This window comes from Hymenobacter sp. UV11 (assembly GCF_004684095.1).
Classification (GTDB): Bacteria; Bacteroidota; Bacteroidia; order Cytophagales; family Hymenobacteraceae; genus Hymenobacter.
In genome coordinates this window covers 463,885-483,317 of the sequence record NZ_SRII01000005.1, presented here as the reverse complement: position 1 = coordinate 483,317, position 19,433 = coordinate 463,885, and the positions used below count along the sequence as shown (strand labels likewise).

Annotated in this window: 19 protein-coding genes; 8 read left to right on the top strand and 11 right to left on the bottom strand. The window is 59.8% G+C overall.

The genetic code is table 11. The features are described from left to right. Positions 1-260 precede the first annotated feature (260 nt). Both dnaN and gldC read left to right on the top strand, forming a co-directional pair. The gene (gene dnaN / locus E4631_RS11825) at positions 261-1,385 is read left to right on the top strand and encodes a DNA polymerase III subunit beta (protein ID WP_133655209.1); all 1,125 of its coding nucleotides are present in this window, start codon (positions 261-263) and stop codon (positions 1,383-1,385) included. 146 nt (positions 1,386-1,531) lie between these two features. Further along, positions 1,532-1,867, top strand: coding sequence for a gliding motility protein GldC (gldC, locus tag E4631_RS11820; protein WP_133655210.1), 336 nt, complete (start codon positions 1,532-1,534; stop codon positions 1,865-1,867). 83 nt (positions 1,868-1,950) lie between these two features. Here gldC and E4631_RS11815 read toward each other — a convergent pair whose 3' ends face one another. The 5 genes from E4631_RS11815 to E4631_RS11795 form a co-directional block, all read right to left on the bottom strand. After that, a complete protein-coding gene (locus E4631_RS11815) occupies positions 1,951-2,412 on the bottom strand; it encodes a hypothetical protein (protein ID WP_133655211.1) in 462 nt (153 codons plus the stop codon). A gap of 237 nt (positions 2,413-2,649) precedes the next feature. Further along, positions 2,650-3,189: a dCTP deaminase gene (gene dcd / locus E4631_RS11810; protein WP_133655212.1), complete on the bottom strand. Its 540-nt coding sequence runs from the start codon at positions 3,187-3,189 to the stop codon at positions 2,650-2,652. 80 nt (positions 3,190-3,269) lie between these two features. Further along, positions 3,270-4,193: a hypothetical protein gene (locus tag E4631_RS11805; RefSeq protein ID WP_133655213.1), complete on the bottom strand. Its 924-nt coding sequence runs from the start codon at positions 4,191-4,193 to the stop codon at positions 3,270-3,272. A 126-nt stretch (positions 4,194-4,319) separates the two neighbouring features. Further along, on the bottom strand, positions 4,320-5,606 hold the full coding sequence (hemL, locus tag E4631_RS11800) for a glutamate-1-semialdehyde 2,1-aminomutase (RefSeq protein WP_133655214.1): 1,287 nt from the start codon (positions 5,604-5,606) through the stop codon (positions 4,320-4,322). Positions 5,607-5,734: 128 nt separating this feature from the next. Continuing rightward, positions 5,735-7,462 carry an ABC transporter substrate-binding protein gene (locus E4631_RS11795; protein ID WP_133655215.1) on the bottom strand — a complete coding sequence of 576 codons (1,728 nt, stop codon included), beginning with the start codon at positions 7,460-7,462 and terminating at the stop codon, positions 5,735-5,737. A 198-nt stretch (positions 7,463-7,660) separates the two neighbouring features. Here E4631_RS11795 and E4631_RS11790 point away from each other — a divergent pair, with 198 nt between their 5' ends. Beyond that, on the top strand, positions 7,661-8,347 hold the full coding sequence (locus E4631_RS11790; protein ID WP_166647902.1) for a DUF1361 domain-containing protein: 687 nt from the start codon (positions 7,661-7,663) through the stop codon (positions 8,345-8,347). A 124-nt stretch (positions 8,348-8,471) separates the two neighbouring features. Here E4631_RS11790 and E4631_RS11785 read toward each other — a convergent pair whose 3' ends face one another. Continuing rightward, positions 8,472-9,344, bottom strand: a complete 873-nt coding sequence (locus tag E4631_RS11785) for an aldo/keto reductase (protein ID WP_133655217.1) — start codon at positions 9,342-9,344, stop codon at positions 8,472-8,474. Between the two features lie 182 nt (positions 9,345-9,526). Further along, positions 9,527-10,783 carry a polysaccharide deacetylase family protein gene (locus E4631_RS11780; protein ID WP_133655218.1) on the bottom strand — a complete coding sequence of 419 codons (1,257 nt, stop codon included), beginning with the start codon at positions 10,781-10,783 and terminating at the stop codon, positions 9,527-9,529. Positions 10,784-11,101: 318 nt separating this feature from the next. On the opposite strand from E4631_RS11780, the gene E4631_RS11775 reads away from it, so the two are divergent. From E4631_RS11775 to E4631_RS11760, 4 genes are all read left to right on the top strand, one after another. Next, positions 11,102-11,965 carry an alpha/beta hydrolase gene (locus tag E4631_RS11775; protein WP_166647903.1) on the top strand — a complete coding sequence of 288 codons (864 nt, stop codon included), beginning with the start codon at positions 11,102-11,104 and terminating at the stop codon, positions 11,963-11,965. Beyond that, on the top strand, positions 11,965-13,221 hold the full coding sequence (locus E4631_RS11770) for a PmoA family protein (protein WP_133655220.1): 1,257 nt from the start codon (positions 11,965-11,967) through the stop codon (positions 13,219-13,221). The genes E4631_RS11775 and E4631_RS11770 overlap by 1 nt, the downstream gene beginning before the upstream one ends. Before the next feature lie 32 nt (positions 13,222-13,253). Further along, positions 13,254-14,030 (top strand): cupin domain-containing protein, encoded by a 777-nt coding sequence (locus tag E4631_RS11765; RefSeq protein WP_133655221.1) that lies wholly within the window; start codon positions 13,254-13,256, stop codon positions 14,028-14,030. Between the two features lie 239 nt (positions 14,031-14,269). Beyond that, a complete protein-coding gene (locus tag E4631_RS11760; protein ID WP_133655222.1) occupies positions 14,270-14,884 on the top strand; it encodes a DUF4136 domain-containing protein in 615 nt (204 codons plus the stop codon). Between the two features lie 156 nt (positions 14,885-15,040). Here the strand turns inward: E4631_RS11760 and E4631_RS11755 are convergent, their stop codons facing one another. After that, positions 15,041-15,874: a polysaccharide deacetylase family protein gene (locus E4631_RS11755; protein ID WP_205704232.1), complete on the bottom strand. Its 834-nt coding sequence runs from the start codon at positions 15,872-15,874 to the stop codon at positions 15,041-15,043. Between the two features lie 369 nt (positions 15,875-16,243). Between E4631_RS11755 and E4631_RS26260 the strand changes: the two genes are divergently transcribed. After that, on the top strand, positions 16,244-17,218 hold the full coding sequence (locus E4631_RS26260; protein ID WP_205704231.1) for an SEC-C metal-binding domain-containing protein: 975 nt from the start codon (positions 16,244-16,246) through the stop codon (positions 17,216-17,218). Between the two features lie 417 nt (positions 17,219-17,635). On the opposite strand, the gene E4631_RS11745 is transcribed toward E4631_RS26260, so the two are convergent. From E4631_RS11745 to E4631_RS11735, 3 genes are read right to left on the bottom strand one after another with little or no spacing between them, the layout of a single operon-like run. Then, positions 17,636-18,481 (bottom strand): TIR domain-containing protein, encoded by an 846-nt coding sequence (locus tag E4631_RS11745; RefSeq protein ID WP_133655223.1) that lies wholly within the window; start codon positions 18,479-18,481, stop codon positions 17,636-17,638. A 57-nt stretch (positions 18,482-18,538) separates the two neighbouring features. After that, positions 18,539-18,805 carry a methylmalonyl-CoA mutase gene (locus tag E4631_RS11740; protein ID WP_133655224.1) on the bottom strand — a complete coding sequence of 89 codons (267 nt, stop codon included), beginning with the start codon at positions 18,803-18,805 and terminating at the stop codon, positions 18,539-18,541. A 2-nt stretch (positions 18,806-18,807) separates the two neighbouring features. Continuing rightward, the gene (locus E4631_RS11735; protein ID WP_133655225.1) at positions 18,808-19,431 is read right to left on the bottom strand and encodes a hypothetical protein; all 624 of its coding nucleotides are present in this window, start codon (positions 19,429-19,431) and stop codon (positions 18,808-18,810) included. Positions 19,432-19,433 lie beyond the last annotated feature (2 nt).

The window sequence follows — 19,433 nt, the reverse complement described above, 5'->3', positions numbered from 1 at the left end:
GGTTCACGGATTTTGTGGACGATTTACTTGGTTTGAAAAGCCTGACGTTTTGGCGTCAGGCTTTTTCGTGGGGGTAGTAAAGGCTGATTGCAGTGCCCTGGCCTTTTGTGGGAAGAGCATTGATTTTGATAAGTTTAGCGGCTTGCATTTGATTGGAAAATGGTTGCTCGGATGCGGGCGAGCTGCTTATTAAAGTTAGTGGTAAAGCCTTGCCGGAAGTATCTTTGCCCCCCGTCCAAAACCTAGCCCTACCCCCTCCTATGAAGTTCATTGTTTCGTCCTCGGCCCTGCTCAAGCAGCTCCAGAGCATCAACGGCGTGGTCACGAACAACCCCGTGGTGCCCATCCTCGAGAACTTCCTGTTTGAGATTGAGCCCGGTAAGCTCACCATCACGGCCTCCGACCTGGAGACGAGCATGATGACCGAGCTGCCTATCGAATCGCGCGAGTCGGGGCGCATCGCGGCCCCCGCCCGCATCTTGCTCGACACGCTCAAGAACTTGCCCGACCAGCCCGTGACCTTCACCCTGGACGAGGAAACCTACACCATCGAAATCAGCTCGGCCAACGGCCGCTACAAGCTGGCCGGCGAAAACGCCGCCGACTTCCCCCGCGTGCCGGTGGTGAAGGGGTCTAGTCCGGTTGAAATGCCGTCGTCGTCGCTGGCCCGTGCTATCAACAAAACGATTTTTGCAGTGAGCACCGACGAGCTGCGGCCGGCCATGACGGGCATTCTGGTGCAGCTGGCCGACTCGCAGGTAACCTTCGTGGCTACCGACGGGCACCGCCTACTGCGCTACCGCCGCCAGGACGTGGGCGCTGGCCAAACGGCCAACCTCATCATTCCGCGCAAGGCGTTCAACCTGCTGAAAAGCTCCCTACCCTCCGAGTCTACGCCGGTGCGGATTGAGTTCAACCAGAGCAACGCCTACTTCTCGTTCAACCAGATGCGGCTGGTGTGCCGCCTCATCGACGAGCGCTACCCCGACTATGAGAACGTAATCCCGGTCAGCAATCCTAATAAGCTGACCATCAACCGCCAGGAGCTGCTGAATTCGGTGCGCCGCATCAGCATCTACTCCAACAAAACGACCCACCAGGTGCGCCTGCGCCTCACGGGCTCCGAGCTGGTAATTTCGGCCGAAGACCTGGACTTCAGCAACGAAGCCAAGGAAACCCTGGCCTGCCAGTACGATGGCGAGGACATGGAAATCGGCTTCAATGCCCGTTTCCTGCAAGAAATGCTGTCGAACATCGATTCCGAAGAAATTACGCTGGAGCTAAGCACGCCCAACCGCGCCGGCCTGCTCATGCCCGCCCAGGCCGATGAAAACGAAAGCATCCTGATGCTGGTAATGCCCGTAATGCTCAATAATTACGTCTAAATCGCAGATGTAGCAGATGGCGCGGATTTCGCAGATTCGAATGGCACGGCTAGCCAAGGGCCTTTTGGTCTGAGCCCGCACCGTTAAGAGCTGCAAGCTGACGCCTGAATCTGCGAAATCCGCGAAATCTGTTAAATCTGCGATTCATGAAGAAGTCCGAAATCCGTTTCAGCATTGCCCTCGACGACCAGAAGGTGCCCGAAGCTATCAGCTGGCAGGCCACCGACGCGGGGCCCGATATTCAATTTGCCAAGGCTATTAACGTCGCTATCTGGGATCGCAACGCCGATGCGACAATGAAAATCGACCTCTGGACAAAGGACATGCCGACCGACGCCATGAAATACTTTGTGGTTGATAACATCGGCTCCATGGCCGAAACCATTCAGACGGCCACCGGCGACAAGAAAATGGCCGAGATGATGCGCCAGCTCTGCAAAGAACTGACCGACTATATCGACGAGCAGGGCCCTGCTAACTAATAAGTAGATGCTTTTACGCAAACTAAAAGAGGCCTTCCCAGTGCTGGGAAGGCCTCTTTTAGTTTGCGTAAAAGCGATTAGTGTTAGCGCAGCGTGCGGCCGAAGGGCTCGCCCGAACGCTTGGTGTCCTTGGGTTTGGTCGGGCTCATTACCGCGTCGTTGGCGCGGGAGGGGGTAGGCTTTTGCACCGAGTTCACCAGGTTGGACGCTGAGGCGTTGTGGGCGTAGTTGCGGTCGGCCTGTGCGTAGCGCTTGCGGGCGTCGAAATAGTTGGTGTACTGGTCAGTGGTGAGCACCGCTTGCAACTCCTGGTCGCGCTCGTGGGCAATGGATTTCGACTGCTTATCGAGCTGGTCGGGGCTGTCAGCATACTGGCGTTCTACGCCTTCCAGCTTGGTAATCTTATCGTTGTTGATGGCGCGCAGGCGGGAAGCCTGGTAGCCATTCAGGCGCAGGTCGCGCGTCATTTGGTCGCTTAGGTGCTCGGCGCGGTCACTCACGGCCGGGTTAAGGCGCGGGCTGGACTGGGTTTTATCCTGCGGCATAGGCGAGGATGGAGCGGGTACAGGGGCTATTTGCTGGGCATGCGCCGCAAAAGTGGCGGCCAATAATAGAAGGGCAAAAGCAGATTTCATGGGCAGATAGAGCAGGGGTAGAAACGAAGCAAGCCAACTATCGCGCCAGGTACCTAGGGGCGCGGGGCTGCTTATTCTAACGCAAAAGCCGGCGGGTAGGTTAAGAAATTGTGCCTTCCGCTGCTACTTAACGCCCTGCCTTACTGCTTAAAACTGATTTTTCCACATCATGCTTTCCACTGGCCGGTCGCTGCGCTCGTTGTATTTGGCCGACTGCTTGCGGTTGTACAAGGTCTGCACATCGCCCTGAATACTAAAGTAGATGAGCTGGCCGATGGGCATGCCAGGGTACACCCGCACGGGCATCGACACGCTGATTTCCAGCGTCCAATGGTTGCAAAAGCCCACGTCGCCCTTGCCGGCGGTGGCGTGAATGTCGATGCCCAGCCGGCCAACGCTGCTCTTGCCTTCGAGGAAGGGCACGTGGGCGTGGGTTTCGGTGTATTCCTCCGTCACGCCCAAGTAGAGAATGCCGGGCTCCAGCACGAAGCCGTCCTCGGCCGACATCTCAAACGTCGTGATTTTGTTGTGGTGGCGGGCGTCGAGCACCTTGTCGTCGTAGGTAGCCAGGTAGCGTCCCAGGTGCACATCGTAGGAGTTGGTACCGAGGCAGCCGGGGTCAAAAGGCTGCACTACAATGGTACCGCGCTCCATTTCGGCGCGGATTTGCTGGTCGGTCAGAATCACGGATTTAGCGGATTTTAGCGGATTGCACGGATGTTGTGGACGATTTTGCCCGTGTACTCAGCGTGCAATCGGCAGGGTAATTAGTTGTGCTCCTCGTCCTCGTCGTACTCATCGGCAGGCAGTTCGCCGGTCGATTGGGGGCGGAAGCGGCTGAAAAAGCTGGGGCCACGCTCGGCGGGGGGGGTAGGGTAATCGGGGGCGTCGGTGGGCGCTTCGTCGTTGGCGGGGGGGTAGTAGGCCTGCTCGGCTTCGAGGTCGCGCACGCGGCGGCGCAGGCGGCGCTGCTCGGGCAGCAGGTTGGCCACCAGGTAGAGCAGCAGGCCAAAGGAGCCCAGGCTCAGCAGCAAGGTCAGGTAGCCGACCCAGCCGGGGCCGTCGGAGGGGGTAGGCGCCTCCTCGGCGAGCGCGCCGCCGGTGGGGCGGATTTCGGGGTCGGCGCTGGGGCGGGCGGGCGCGGCATCGTAGCCGGGAGCGGGGCCGTTGGTAGTGAGGGGCGCGGGGGCGGCCAGCGGCTCTTCGGGCTCGGCGGTGGCGGGCTTGGCAGTAGCGGGGTTGGCACTGGCGTTGAAGCGGGCCAAAGCCTGCTTGATGGCGCGCTGCTCGTTACGAATCAGGGCCGACTTTTCATCGCGCGGCAGGCCCCGGATGAAAAACTCGAAGTTGCGGTCGCGTAGCACGCCGCTGAGCTGCTTCTCAAACTCGGCCAGCGTGAGCGGGCCGTTGCCGAAGCGCGTCTTGTAGCGCTCGGCTACGCCGTTGTAGTTCTGAAACAGCTTTTGCAGCTCGGCGTTGTTCTCGAAGTTGGCAAACTGCTGACGGGCGGCGGCGGTACGCAGGTTTTCGGGGTACTTCTGGCGCGTGAAGTGCTTGTCATACACCGTTTCGAAGGTGCGAAAATTCAGCTCGTCGATGGTGCGGTCGAATAGCTGTTTGTTGGCTGCGGCGGGCGTCTGGGCCTGGGCCAGCAGCGGGAGAAATAGGAGCAGCTTGAGCAGAAAACGCATAGGATAGATTAACGCAGAGTTTCGCAAAGTTGGCAGAGTTTCGCTAAGTATTTGGCATTCAACTCTGCGAACCGAAGGTCTGCGAAGCAAAACTCTGCCAACTTTGCGAAACCCTGCGCTAAAAAACTACTGGTGCGCTTCGATGAGCGACTCGCGGCAGGCGGTGAGGTATGTCTCCACCAGCTCGTCGGTGATGGCCGTGGAAATGAACAACGCCTCAAACTGCGAGGGCGCCAGGTAGATACCGCGCCGCAGCATGCCGTGGAAGTAGCGCCCAAACGCCGGCAGGTCCGACTTCTTGGCGTCCTCCAGGTTGGTCACGGGCTCGGCGGTAAAGAACAGGCTGAACATCGAGCCCACCTGGTTTACGGTATAGTTTAGGCCTAATTCCTTGGCAACCTGGCGGGTGCCATCGGCCAGGCGGGTGCTGGTGGCTTCGAGCTGCTGATATACTTCGGGGTGCTCGTGCAGGTAGCGCAGCTGGGCCAGGCCGGCAGCGGTGGCCAGCGGGTTGCCCGAGAGCGTGCCGGCCTGGTACACTTTGCCGGCCGGCGCCACCTGGTTCATGATATCGGCCCTACCCCCGTAGGCGCCCACGGGCAAGCCGCCGCCGATGATTTTGCCCAGCGTCGTCATGTCGGGCACCACGCCAAAGCGCTCCTGCGCGCCGCCCGCCGCGAGCCGAAAGCCCGTCATCACCTCATCAAAAATGAGCACGATACCGTGCTGGGTGCACAGCCCGCGCAGCCCCGCCAGGAAGCCAGGGGCCGGCGCCACAAGGCCCATGTTGCCCACCACCGGCTCCACAATAATGGCGGCCAGCTGGTCGGGGTTAGCCGCGATGGCGGCCTCCACGGCAGTCAGGTCATTGTAGGGCACCGTGAGCGTGTCCTGGGCCACACCCAGCGTCACGCCCAGCGAATCGGGGGCGCCGAGCGTGAGCGCGCCCGAGCCAGCGGCAATCAGAAATGAGTCGCCGTGGCCGTGGTAGCAGCCCTCAAACTTAAGGATTTTGGCGCGGCCCGTGTAGCCGCGCGCCACCCGAATCGCCGACATGGTGGCCTCGGTGCCGGAGTTTACCAGGCGCACTTTCTCCACGCTCGGCACCATCTCGATGAGCAGCTCGGCCAGCTCCACTTCGCGCCGGGTAGGCGCCCCGAACGAGAACGAGTCGGGCAGCGCCTTGGTCAGCGCCTCCTGCACCGGCGCAAAGGCGTGGCCCAGTATCATCGGGCCCCACGAGTTAATGAAATCAACGTATTGATTGCCATCAACATCTGTGAGCCACGCGCCTTGGGCCGATTGCATAAACACGGGGGCGCCGCCCACCGAGCGAAAGGCCCGCACCGGTGAGTTAACCCCGCCCGGAATCAACTCCTGGGCGCGGGCAAATAAAGTTTCGGAGGTAGTCATGGGGTCGATTGCTGATTATAAATCGTTTGTCATTGCGAGCGCAGCGCGGCAATCGCCCCAGAACGACGCCCAAACAACTCGTTCTGGGGCGATTGCCGCGCTGCGCTCGCAATGACAGATGTAGGTGTCTACCGCAGCAGCTGCGGCTCCAAATTGCTGAGCTTTATCAGGGGCACGGTTTGGTTGTCGTGAGCGCCGTTGGGGTAGGTGTGGCCTTCAAAAATGGCTCCCGGCTGCGACGGCTCCGTAGCCAGCGCGGCCTGAAAGGCGGGACCATATTCTTGCAAGGCGTTGCCAAAGAATAACAGCAACTCGAAGCCTTGGTTGGCAAATACGGAGGGCGGTACTTTCTGCTGAGTCAGGTAGAGCTGGCGGAAGCGCCGGTAGCCCAGGCCCTGCCGGTCGAAGTAGCGCGGCTGGTAATAATAGACGCCCGCGCTGCCCAGCTGCCCCACGCCGAGGCTGGGGTTGTCGAGCCAGGTGCCGGGCACCAGCAGCGCCGGGCGGCCGGCACTTGGCACCTGGCCCAACGCCGAGAAGGCGACCGGCCCCACTTTGCGGTTGTCGGAAGCCACTACCACGTGGCTGGCCCCCGCCAGCTCGGCGGGCACGAGGGCAGCGGTTAGGCTGGTCGGGTCGTCGGGCCGGAAGGTGTGGGTAGCCGTTATGTGGCCGCCTGCTGCCTCGTAGGTTGCCTGGTAGGCCGCGGCAAAGTCGTTTTCGTCCTTGCTGTCTTCGTGCAGCAGCACGGCCGGCCGGCCGGTGCCAAACGAGGTGGCCGCAAACTGGGCTGCTACCCGCCCCTGGGTGGCCGAGCTCGGCGCGTAGAGGTAGTGGTAGGGGTTGTCCTGCACCAGGCTGCCGTCCTGCGAGAGCGGGTTGATGCAGATAATCTGGTGGTCGCGGGCGTAGCGGGCCAGCAGCTTGGCTCCCGATTTATACACCGGCCCAATGAGCATATCCATGCCCGCCAGTTCGGGTATGGCTAGCACGCTCTTGAGCGTCAGGGTATCGGCCCCGGTATCGTAAGCGAAGAGCTGCACCGGGTGGCCGGCGCGCTGCAGCGAGTCCTGAGCCATGCGCAGGCCGGCGTAGAAGTCGGTCACGAACTGGTTTTTGCGCTGCGTCTGCCAGCTATTGTCCTGCAATTCAAAAGGCAACAGCACGCCAATACTATAGGTACCCTTGCGGGGCAGCGCCTTGGGCACGGCCGGGGCCATGAAGGCCGCCGTGTATCGGTTGCGGTCGAGCTTAAACTGCGTTACGAGCGCATCGAGCTGCTGGCGGTCGGCCTCGGGGAGGGGGGTAGCAGTGAGCAGATAATCAGCATACAGCCGGCCAATGAGCTTGCTCTGCGGGTAGCGCTTGAGCAGGCGCTGCCAGGTGGTGCGGTCTTTCAGCTTAGCTAAGTAGGTGGCTTGCATGGCCTCGCGCGGGGCGGCGTAGGGCTCGGCGGGCAGCTGGCCCAGGGTGCGCAGGGCGGTATCGTAGTCGCCCTGCTCAAACGATACCTGGCCCTGCAAGTACAGCGCTTCGCTCAGGCCGGGGTAGGCCGGGTACTGGTTGCGCAGCAGGTTGAGCATTTGCTCGGCTTCGGGCCACTGGCCCAGGCGGGCCGCCGCCACGGCGTAGAGGTAGGCCGCGTCGGGGGCCTGGGCAAAGTGGTTGATGGGCTGCGTGAGGGGCTCCAACTCCTGCATGGCCGCGGCGTAGTGGCCCTGGTCGAGCTGGGCTTTGCCGGTGCGGTAGCGCGCGAGCTGGCCTTGGGCAGCGGCGCCCAGGCTCAGCAAAAGTAGGGGTAGCAAAAACAGCCGCCGCCACGGCAAGGGGGCAACGGCACGGTACAGACAGGTCATGGGGGTAGGGCGGGCCAGCGTTGGCCGCCGCAAAGGTACGCCCCGCCGGGGAGGGCCCGAAAGCAGCCCGTGCCCTCCCGTTTCCTACCTTAGTGCTACCACCCGCGCGCGTCTTCCCGTTTTACCGGTATTCTACAACCGCGTGCTACCCCCTTGCGGTAGCACGCCTGCTAGCATTTTACGCCGATGTACCTATCTATGCCTTTGTCGTTGCCCGCCTTGCGCCGCCGCCTGCCGCTACTGCTGATACTGGGTTTGTCGCTGGCCCTGAGCTTTGCGCTTATCGCGGTGCGCGTGTTTATAACCGGGCAGCTGCTGTTCATCTTTTTGCTCTGGAATCTGTTTCTGGCCGCCATTCCGTTTGCGCTGAGCGCGGCGCTGCACTTGGCGGCCCGGGCGCCTCAGGCCCGGCTGCTGCTGCCCATTGGGGCGGTGTGGCTGCTGTTCTTTCCTAATGCGCCCTACCTCGTTACCGACCTTTTTCACCTGGTGCCCCACGCTGGCGTGCCGTACTGGTACGACCTGGCCCTCATCATGTCCTGCGCCTGGAACGGGCTGATGCTGGCCTTCGCCTCGTTGCTCGATATGCACGCGCTGGTGCGCCAGCGCCTGGGTTTCTGGGCCGGCTGGGGCTTCGTAACGGTGGCGCTGGGCCTCAGCGCTTTCGGTGTGTACCTCGGCCGCTACCTGCGCTACAATTCCTGGGACATTCTCAGCAACCCCTTCACCCTGGTTTACGATATCGTGCAGCGCTTCCTGCACCCCTTTCACAACTGGCAGACCTGGGGCGTAACGGTGGTGTTCTGGGCTTTCCTACTCATTGCCTACGCCACCGTGCGCCTGCTGGGGCAGGGTAGGGAGCTGAATTTGCAGGAAGAAGAGTAGCTCCATTCAATCTGTTGTGCAAGCTGGTGTGCTGGACTGATTGTCAATGATAACGCCCTCGCCATACAAGCATTGGCTTTGCATGGCGAGGGCGTTTAGCTTCGCGAAAAGACTGACCTACAGCCTACCCCAGGTAAGCCATGTCCTCGGCGCTGAGCTTAATGTCAGCGGCTTGCAAATTCTCGCGCAGGTGGGCCAGCGATGACGTGCCTGGTATCGGCAGCAGCATGGGCGACTTGTGCAGCAGCCAGGCAATGTTGAGCTGGGCCTCCGACACGCCGCGCTGGCGGGCCAACTCGGCCATTTTATCGCCCGCCTTGGGCAGGCCATGAATGAGCGAGAAAAACGGCACCAGCGGAATGCCGTGCTGCTCGCATAGGGCCAGTACCTCTTCGCCGCCGCGGGTTTCGCCGTGGCCGTCGTTCAGCGTAGTGCGCTGGGCATAGCCGTACATGTTTTCGACGGTGGCAATTTCGCCCATTGCCAGGCCGGTTTCCAGGTCCTCGGGGCTCACGTTGCTCAGGCCTACGTGCTGAATCATCCCTTCCTTTTGCATCTCAAACATGGCGCCCAACTGCTCGGCCAGCGGCACGGCGCTGTGGCCCATCAGGCGCAAATGCACCAGCTGCACCTGCTCTTGCTTGAGCGTGCGCAGGTTGTTTTCGATGCTCGTGCGCAGGTTGGCGGGCGTGTTGAAGGGCACCCAGCTGGCATCGGGCTTGCGGGTGGCGCCCACCTTGGTGCAAATCACCAGGTTTTGGGGGTAGGGATGCAAGGCCTGCATAATCAGGCGGTTAGTCACGTCGTCGCCGTAGTAGTCGGCCGTATCGAGAAACGTAACGCCGCTCTCAATAGCGGTTTTCAAAATTTCGAGCGCCTGCGGCCGGTCGGCTGGCTCGCCCCAAATCTGGGGGCCGGTGAGGCGCATGGTGCCGTAGCCCAGGCGGTTGACGGTGAGCGGCTGGGCCGAATTGGGCGCAATGGTGATGGTAGACATGGGTAGGGGTAGGGCGGAAAAAGCAGACCTGATGGGAGGTGCCCATCAGGTTTGCGTTGACTTCAACAGGAGACGTATTCCGGGCCGAAATACTGCAAGCGTAACCCGCCGCCGGGCCGAATGTTGAGCCGCCCGCGCCGCCAAAAGCCGGCCCTACCCCCGGCCAACTGGCCCGGCGCCCGTCATTTTTTGATAATAGTTGAGCTGCTGGCCTTCCCACCTTGGCTGACTTTCACTAAATAAGCCCCTGCCGCCAACTGGCCGCCAACCTGCACGGTATCGGTGCCCTCGCCCGACGCTACCAGCTTGCCTTCAATCGAGTACACGGCGAAGTGGAAGCGGCCGGCCACGGCCAGCGTAGTTTGGTCAACGAATGGATTTGGCCAGGTGCTGGTGGCGACGGCCGCCGCGCCCTGGGTAGCAGCCAGCGCGGCCGCTTTGGTTAGCCGCAGCGGGCCCTGGTCGGGCACCACATCAAACACCAGGTATTTAACTGTGCCCACCGTGGTAATGGTCGCAGGAACTGGCGTTGTGCCCAGCGTAATAGCCGCGTTCGGCCAGGTAGCCGGCAGCTGCCGGCGCACCGTAACCGGCACGTTGTACACGGCATCGGGCAGGTTGTCCGTCACCGTCAGGTCGAGCGCATCGGCCGATACCGTAGCTTCGGCCACCGCCAGGGCGTTGCGCTCCTTGATGTACTTTACCACATCCGAAAAAGTAGCCACCCAGTAATCGGCGATGTTGGTATTCGTATAGGCCAGGTGCGCCGCCAGCTCCGTCGACTGGGTCGGCGAGTAGCCGCCGTCGTTATCGATACTGTGCGTTAGAAACACGCACCAGCCCTTGGAGGATTTCGCCAGCTCGATTTTCGCGTTCATCGCGGCGGCCGTGGTTATCGTGCCCGTGCTGCCGGTGATGATGGCGCTCAAGTTATAAAAATCGGGGGGCGAGCTGGGCATAATAGCGCCGCTGCACACGCGCCCGGCCAGGTAATACGTCTGGATGGTCGGCACATCGCCGAGGCTGCAATTGGGATAGGCTACCGTTTCGCACTTGGCCGTGGGCACGTTGGCTTTGATAAGTGCCTGCGATTGTTGCAGCTCCGTCACCTGCTGAGCCACCGGGATGGTGCCCAGGCTGGGGTGCGACACGGTGTGGCTCGTCACCTCATGGCCGTTGGCCGAGGCCGCGCGCAGGCCCGCCCAGTTGGGCGCCCAGTTCGTGACCGTAAATAGGGTAGTCTTGAAGCCGTATTTGTCAAACAGCGGAATGGCCACCGGCAGCTGGTTGCTGGTATTATCGTCCAGGGTATACGAAATGGCTGCCGGCTTGAATTGCCGCCAGGTAGCCACTTCGTAGGCCGGATTTACCTGGGCCAGCAGGGTAAAAGGACTGCCGAGCGCCGCCACCAGCGGTAGCAGGAGTAGTGGTTTCTTCATACGTGAAGAGGGGGGTAGGGTGGGAAAAGTAGGGATGCGATGCGGCCGCCAGCGGGGCCCAATCTGGGCGAAAGATAGAAAAAGCGTTTTAAGTATAAATTACTGATTATCAAATAAATGTAATAATAGCAGATGCAAACGTTTGTGATAGTTGATAAAGTTGAAATGTTACCAAAAGCCTCGTTGGCGCTCGTAGCTTGCCATACTTAAGCCTTCCCTACCCCCCATTTGCGCTGGCAAAAGAGGGATAAGCGCAACAATAATCGCTGCGCCGGCACTTGCCGGCGCAGGCTCCTTTTTCCTGTTATGCCTGCTGCATTGTCTCTCCTAAAACGCTCACTGCAACTCATTCTGCTGGGCGCTGGCCTGGTCCTGGCGTTGGGGCCACCGGCCCATGCTCAGCAGCCGGCCCCGGTCACGATACCCGGCTCCGAGCACCGCGTCATCCAGTCGAAAGCCGCCGGCCACCCCTATGATGTGTACGTGCACCTGCCGGCCGGCTACGACGCCGCGGCGGCCAAAACGTACCCGGTGCTCTACGTGGTCGATGGCGACAACGACTTCGCGCCCACCCTCGAATACCTGGGCCTGCTCATGGCCGAGTACCACATTGCCGAGCCGCTGGTGGTGGCCATCGGCGACGGCGGCCCCATCGGTTCGTCCGGCAACCAGCGCACCCGCGACTTCACGCCCACCGCCCTGCCCGACCGGCCCGGCAGCGGCGGCGCCCCGGCGTTTCTGGCCTTCATCGAGCAGGAGCTATTTCCCCTGATAGAAACCACCTACCACGCCGACCCCGCCCGGCGCACCTACTACGGCTACTCGCTGGGCGGCCTGTTTGGGGCCTACGTGCTGTTTCAGAAGCCAACCTTATTTCAGAATATCCTGCTCGGCAGCCCGGCCCTGGGCTATGACAACGGCAAAATCTTCGACATCGAAAAAGCCTACCACGCCCTGCACGGTGAGCTGCCGGTGCACGTGTTTCTGGAAGTGGGCGAGCTGGAAACGCCCGGCCAGAAGGAGCCCTACCAGCGCCTGGTGCAGCTGCTGCAAGCGCGCAAGTACAAGGGCCTCGACCTGCACACCCTGGTTCTTGCCCACGCCACGCACCTCACTGGTAAGCCCGATACCATGCTCAAGGCCCTGGGCTGGGCCTACACCACGCCGCACGTAACATTTTGATGAATAGCCAGCTGAAGCCGATTGGTTGGTTGCTGGCGTTGCTGATAATAGTCAGCAGCCCGGCCGGGGCGCAGCGCCTGGCCACGCTGCGCGTGGCGCTGCCCTACCCCACGGGCGGCCTGGCTATTCCGCTGAGCACCAGCCTCGACGCCCTCACGCTGCTACCCGACTCGGCGGTGCAGCTGGTGGAGGTGCGCGGGGCGGCCCGCCTTGTGGTGCCCATCCAGGTGGAGCCCGGCTCCGCACGGGTGCTGCACTGGCTGGCCGCGCCCAGTGCCGCACCCATAACGCGCACGTATGAGCTGCGGCGCGTGCCCGCCGCCCGCCCTACCCCCCTGGCTACGATGCAAGTGGCCGACGAGGCGGGCGGGCTGCTGGTGCGGGCTGGCCGCCGCAACTTGCTGCGCTACAACTACCGCACGGTGTACCCGCCGGCGGGCATCGACTCGGCCTTCCGGCGCAGCGGGTTTGTGCATCCGCTGTGGTCGCCCCACGGCCAGGAGCTGACCCGCATTCAGGCCCCCGACCACTACCACCACTACGGCCTCTGGAACCCCTGGACGCACGTGCTTTTCGAAGGCGACACGGTAGATTTCTGGAACCTGGGCGACCACAAGGGTACCGTGCGATTTGCCAACGTGCTGGCTACCACCAGTGGCTCCGTTTATGGCGAGTATAGCGTACTGCAAACCCACGTGGCCTTCCCGAAAAATCGCCCCGAAAAAACTGCTCTCCACGAGGTACAAACCGTGCGCGTGTACCAGCCCGCCGGCCCCGATACCTATCTGGTCGACCTCAGCATTCAGCTCAATTGCGCCACGGCCAGCCCGGTAACGCTGCTGGCCTACCGCTACGGCGGCCTGGGCTGGCGCGCCACCGCGCAGTGGACCAAAGGCAACAGCGAGGTGCTGACCTCGGCCGGCAAAACCCGCCGCACGGCCGATGGCACCACCGCCCGCTGGTGCGTGGTGCAGGGCCAGCTCGGCCCCGGCGACTACGGCGGCGTGGTGCTGCTGTCGGCGCCCACCAACTACAACTACCCCGAGCCGCTGCGCATCTGGCCCGAAGACCAGAATGGCCGCGGCGACGTGTTCGCCAGCTTTTCACCCACCAAAACCAAGGCCTGGCCCCTCATACCCGGCCGCTCCTACGCCCTGCACTACCGCCTGCTCGTCTTCAACGGCCATTGCACCAAGGAGCAGGCTGAAAGCGCCTGGCAGTACTTCGCCCACCCACCGCAAGTAGTAGTCAAGTAGTTCCTCGTCACCTTCCCACCCCGCCTACCCCCATGCAGCTCTCCCTACTCGGGCTGGCCACGCTGGCTATTACCAGCCAGGCCCTGCCCTCCGATTCGTTGCCCTCGGCCGTGTATCACGCGCCACTCGCGGCCCGGCCCAGCGCCCAAGTCACAGCCCTACCCCTGCTCAAAGGCCGCACCCTGGACCTGCAAGAGCTGGAAATAACCACCGTGACGCTACCGGCCGGGCAGGCCAGTCGCGCCCGGCCCGGCGGGGCCGAAGAGCTGCTCATTGTGCAGGCCGGCCAGCTGGCCGCCACCGTGCGCGACTCGGCCCGGACGCTGGGCCCCGGCGGCGTGCTGCTGACGATGGCCGGCGAGCAGCCCGCGCTGCGTAATGCCAGTGCCGCCCCGGCGCAGTACTGGGTCTTGAAATTCAAGGCGGTAGAGGCGCCCGATGCGGCGCGGGGCCAGGCGGCGGGCGGCACGTTTGTGCGCGACTGGCCCGCCTTCCGGCTCATTAAAACTGGCAAAGGCGAAACCCGGCCGGTGTTCGACCGGCCCTCGTCCATGTTTTCGCGCTTCGACGTGCACGCCACCGTGCTCAATGCCGGCCTGGCCAGCCACCCGCCCCACACCCACCGGGCCGAGGAGCTTATCCTGATGACCCAGGGCCGCGGCCAGATTTTAATTGATAAAACCGCGCATCCCGCCGCTGCCGGCGACGTGGTGCTGCTACGGGCCAACGTGCCTCACGCCTTCACGAATACCGGTGCGGGGCCTTGCGGCTACTTCGCTATTCAGTGGCACAGCAAAGAGGAAAAATAGCAAACCCTTTTCTTGTAATAGTTTTAATGAGCGAGGCGATAAGCGAACGCTATACTTGGAATAAGTATGAAAACAGGTAGTGCAAAAAACCCGCAACGTTGGTGCAAAATTCGGCTTATATGGGCGCTGGAGTGATAAATAAATAACCCTGGCGTGTGCTTAGCGTAAAATTGAGTGCTTGCTGCTGTGTTGCACAAGTGCTTATTACCCATTGCTATTACACCAATTAATATAACGCCATGAAAGCACCGCACTCCTTCCTCTTACTTACTATCTTTGCTCTACTAGCCGGCGGCTGCGCCAGCGAATCGGGCGTCACGGTCGGTAGCGACCAGCGTGGCCAAGCCACCGATATGGCCGGCAACGGGGTCATTGATAATACCACCGACGGCGTCGATTTCACCAAGTACAAAACGTACTCGTGGGCCTCGCAGGTATCTAACTCCCAAAACGGCTCATTATTTCTGAACGACTTGCTGTTCAAAGGCATGATACGCGACGCTGTAGAGCACGAAATGGCCTCTCGGGGCTACACATACCAGCCCACCGGCGGCGATTTGGTAATGAATTTCCGCTCCTTCGACCAGCCCACCGAAATCACCAGCACTAGCAGCCTGGGCGCGGGCTACTGGGATACTAGCGAGTCGTATGCCTTCAACGACAAGCAAAAGGTGAAGCTCGACCGGGGAAGCATCCTGGTGCAGATGATTGACCGCAAAAAGGGCGAAGCAGTGTGGCAGGGCTATGCCTCGGGCCTCACCGACGGCGACGTATTCAACAAAGACAAGGATAAAGTGTACGTGGCAGTAGGCCAGATATTTAAAGAGTATAACCACCGCGCCGACAAGCTGTAGGTAGGTGCTGCACCAAGTTGCAGAGGCCGGAATGTATAACTTACATTCCGGCCTCTTTGCGTTATGAGCCAACCCAGATGTATCCGAAAAACCGCACTATTGGCAAGTTAATAATACGCTGATAACCAGTAAAATACTAAAAAAAGTGAGAGGTCCTTACTTGCGCGCCGCGCTATCCTGCTGATAGGCCTGAATACGCTCCGCTACCTCCACCAGCGGCGCAATATCGATGTCCCGCTCGTGCGCCTTGAGGTAGCGTAATAGCTGCCGATGCGCGGCCAGGTCCACATTCAGGCTGTGGCCGCCGCCTACCCCGTGAAACAGAAACACCAGCAGCGTGTGTGACTGCTGCGCCTGCTTCACCAGGTCAATCATATACTGGCCGTTCTGGCCATTAATCGCGTAGCAGTCCACGTTGCTAAGGTCTACTTGCGCAGCGGTTTGCAGGCCCCCAGTCACGCCGCGGGCCGCCACAAAATCGGGCTTGAGCTGGTCGTAGAAATTCACGCCGCCAATCTGTCGGTCGCCGCAGGGGTAGGCGAAGGTGCGGGCCGTTTTGCCATCGATGGCGTTGAGCAGCGTGTTATTGGCCCTTATTTCGGCCACGGCGCGGCCCACGGTGTACTTGCTCAAGTCGTTGTCGGGCGTCACGAAGGCGCGGCCCGGCAGGCTGCCGTCGCAGGGATGAAACAGCGCGTGGTTGCCCAGCTCGTGCCCGCGCTGGGCGGCCCGCCGCCACTCGGGTAGCCGCTTGGCTACCGCCGGCGCCGAGCCAATGAGGTAAAAAGTGCCCCGCAGCTTCAGCGAGTCGAGGGCCGGCACCACGCGGTCGAGGTCGGCGTCGATGGCATCGTCATAGGTCAGCACTACGGCGCACTGCTTGTTGTGCCACACGCTAGTAGTTTGGGCCGTGGCCGCGGGGCCAGCCAGCAGGAGCGTGGCAGCCAGAAGGGGTAGGGATTGCAGCAAGCGCATTTTCACCGGTGACATAAAATCAGGAAACTACATGCTAAGCTATAACACCCGGCTCACGCGCTGGCGATTGTCGCGTTAACTCACCCCGCAAATGCGCCAGGTCGAGCAGTATTTCAGCAATAGCTTCTGGCACCCCTGGTGCGTGGCATATAGGCAGGCATGGCCACCAGTTCATTTTCGAGCTTCTGCGCGTCAAGCGTCTCCTAGCCTACTATCCCCACGGCCTGACTGCCCCGTTGAGCAGGCCGTTGTTAATGCGGAAGACCTGCGCCGGCAATTACTCGGTCTGCGGCAAAGGCTGCCGCTTTTTCAGCGTCAGCTCCCACCACTGATATTTGCCTGGGCGGCCGCGCCGCACCCCTTTTCCCAAACCATATTTTTATAATGACTCAACCCACTTTTGCCTACCCGGTATTTGAGCGGCTCTATGAGCGTGACTACTTTATTGACGATGCGGTGCTGCGCGAGATACTGGCGCTAGGGCCGGAAAAGGCCGTGCCCGAGCTGCTGAAAATAACCGGCACCACGCTGGATGGCTTTCTGGACGACGAGTTGCTGGGCGATAATTGGCTGGGCAATTACCACTTCCTGCACGCCCTCTACCTGCTGCACGAGCTGCAAGCTCCCGAGGCCCTGGACGTGTACCGCCGCTTTCTTCGTCTCGACTCGGAAGGCACCGAATTCTGGTTTGGAGATGATTTGTTTGAGGACGTGCCAAACCTGCTGGCCCACGCCGGCCACACACGCCTGCCCGAGCTGCTGGCCCTGCTGGAAGACAAGGAACTGATTCTTCAGCACCGGCTGGTAGTCTCCAGTGCTATTGCGCGGCTACTTAGGGCGCAGCCCGAGCTGCGGCCAGCCATCAGCGCGTTTTTGCAGCGTTACCTGCGCCATATCGTTACGCACGCCGACCAGGCGAAGCAGCTTTTCCCGGCCGATACGGGGATGTACAGCTACGAGTTGGAAGACTACCTGGGGCTGCTGCTGGCCGATGTGCAGGAAGCGGGCCTGCGCGAGCTGGAGCCCGAAATGCGGGAGCTGCACCGCCTGGGCTTTGTGGATGAGAGCATCAGCGGCGGGGCCGATGACATTGCCTTCGACAAGGCATATTCGCCGCTACCCTCCCCCGACATCTTCATCCGCTACCAAGAGCTGCGCGACGACCCCAATAGCTACTCGCCCTTTCACCCCGACGCGGCCGGCATTGCCCGCCGACGGGCCCAGCAGGAGGCGAAGTACGCCCAGGTTCGGCGCGACATGGCCCGCCCACAGCCCCAGCCAGTACAGGCCAAAATCGGCCGCAACGACCCGTGCCCCTGCGGCAGCGGCAAGAAGTACAAGAAGTGCCACGGGGCGTAGCAGCCGGAAACCGGCTACCAATCGGGAGGGAAAGGGCTGTGCAAGGCGCTTTTCCCGCCCGATTGGCTAACTGACGTACTAGCGCAGTTTCCAAGCTGGTGTACAGTAGCGCGAACTTTGTAGTTCGCGTCCCCGCGCCGTTCGAACTGCTTTAACGGCGCGGGGACGCGAACTACAAAGTTCGCGCTACACCCCGGCGGGTACACTAACTTAGAAACTGCTCTAACCCCGGCCAAATCCCTGCACTACCGCTGCAAGCTCCGGAAGCACCTAAAGCTGCTGCCGAAGCTTGCAGCGGCTTGGAGTAGCGGAGCCCCGTTACGCATAACACCCTGCCCTCCCGAGGTTGGGAAGGCAGGGTGGAGAGGACGGGGGACGCGAGTTACGGCTGCGCCAAAATTCGCGCCAGTTTGAGCATTAAGTAACTAAGCCTTCTCTTTGCAAGACTTTGTATATTTTCTCAGAAACTGCTTCTATATTTCCTGTAGGAAATCGAATTTGAGTTAATCCAGTTATGTTGCTAAATTCTTCGCACCCGTCTTCGTATAAAATAATGGCTTTTTCAAAACTTAAATGTCCCTGAAATAAACCTATTTCATGAATTACATTTTCGCGAGCATGTAATTTTTCGTCTGCGTGCCTATCTTCTGCGGTCATTACTAGAAAGGCAAACTTTGCTTCATTCAGCATTTTAACTAATACCTCCTTTGTGCTGTACCCAGCTCTAGGTTCACTATTGAATTCACCGAATGGTAAATGAAATCTATCCGTAAGTAAATCTCTAAGACCTACCCAAGCGTGTGAGCGACCATGCCCTATAAATACCTTTCTGCTATCTGGTATTAAACTGGACAAATGGGTAGCTACTTTAAAAACTCCGTCTTGAAGTGATTGACCACGAATGTCAATTACTTCTAATTTGGCATCCTTAATATACCTTGGTATTTGCTCGTTGGATACGCCATCTGCTATTACAGGTATTACAAATGCAGACTGTCTATACTGCTCTATTATGAACAAGCTAGTAAGTTCAGCTTTTAGCCATTCGTCTTGCAAATATTCAGGGGAAAGTATAGCAAGAGCGTAGTCAGGTCTATTGAGCTCTTTTTCTACATCAATTGTATTATATAAATGATGTATCTTCTTGAACCGATGAAAAAGGTTTGAATCAAAAATAATCGTTTCCTTATCATCGTAGAAATGATTTTGTAAGCCTCCTACAAATTCATCTAATACCTTGGCTTTGCTAAGAAAGAACCTCATACGATGATTGTTACTTGAACTGAATATTATGTGATAATATGGCCAGATTTTACAGTACTACATATTCCGCCGGTATTGCCTGCCGACCTCAAACAGCGCGTTCGTAATCTGCCCGAGCGAGCAAAATTTCACCATTTCCATCAGCTCGTCAAACAGGTTGCCGTTGGCCACGGCCACTTGCTGGAGCTGCTTGAGGCGTGCCGGCGTTTCGGTGGCGTGGCGTTGGTGCAGCAGCTGGAGCATGTCGATTTGGTACTGCTTTTCCTCCTCCGTGGTGCGGATGACTTCGGCTGACACCACCGTGAATGAGCAAGTTTGCACCATTTTTAGTAGCTCGGGAATGTTGCCAACTGCTTGCTCGAAAGGTCAAGAATTGTCTGTAATACGCCAAGCAATAAGGCTAATTCGCTTATTAGGTAACGCTTTTTATCCAGCACAATCTCATTATGCTCGTACTTAAGAAAGCGCCATTCTATGCCCGTTGTAGAGCAGCCATAGAGCGTAGTGGGGGCATTGCCTTCCAACTCATTCAGCTTTCGGGCGCCGATTAGTTGCGCTGAACATTGAATAGTCCCTTGTTCCAGGTCTTGCTTTTTTGCCTCGGCAATACAAAAAATCGGGGCGGTAATGAAATCCTGGATGCGACTAAAGGAGCAGATGAAATCGCACTCGCCACGCAAGCCGTGGGCGGGGTCAATATCGAGGTTCATCCCCGAATAGATGGAAAAAGCCCGTTTGTTGCGCTCGCACAACTCCAGCAACACGGGTGTTACCAAGCGCTCCGAACGTGATTTTTCACTATTAAAGCCCACTTCCTGCCCGATTCTAAGCGACTGTTGCAACCACTGGCTCGGCTCAATCGACGCTACTTCCGGAAAAAGGTCTTCTGCCCGAAAATGGATGTCGAACTGCTGTCGTAAATCAAAGACGGTAAAATCGGTGTAAGCCATAG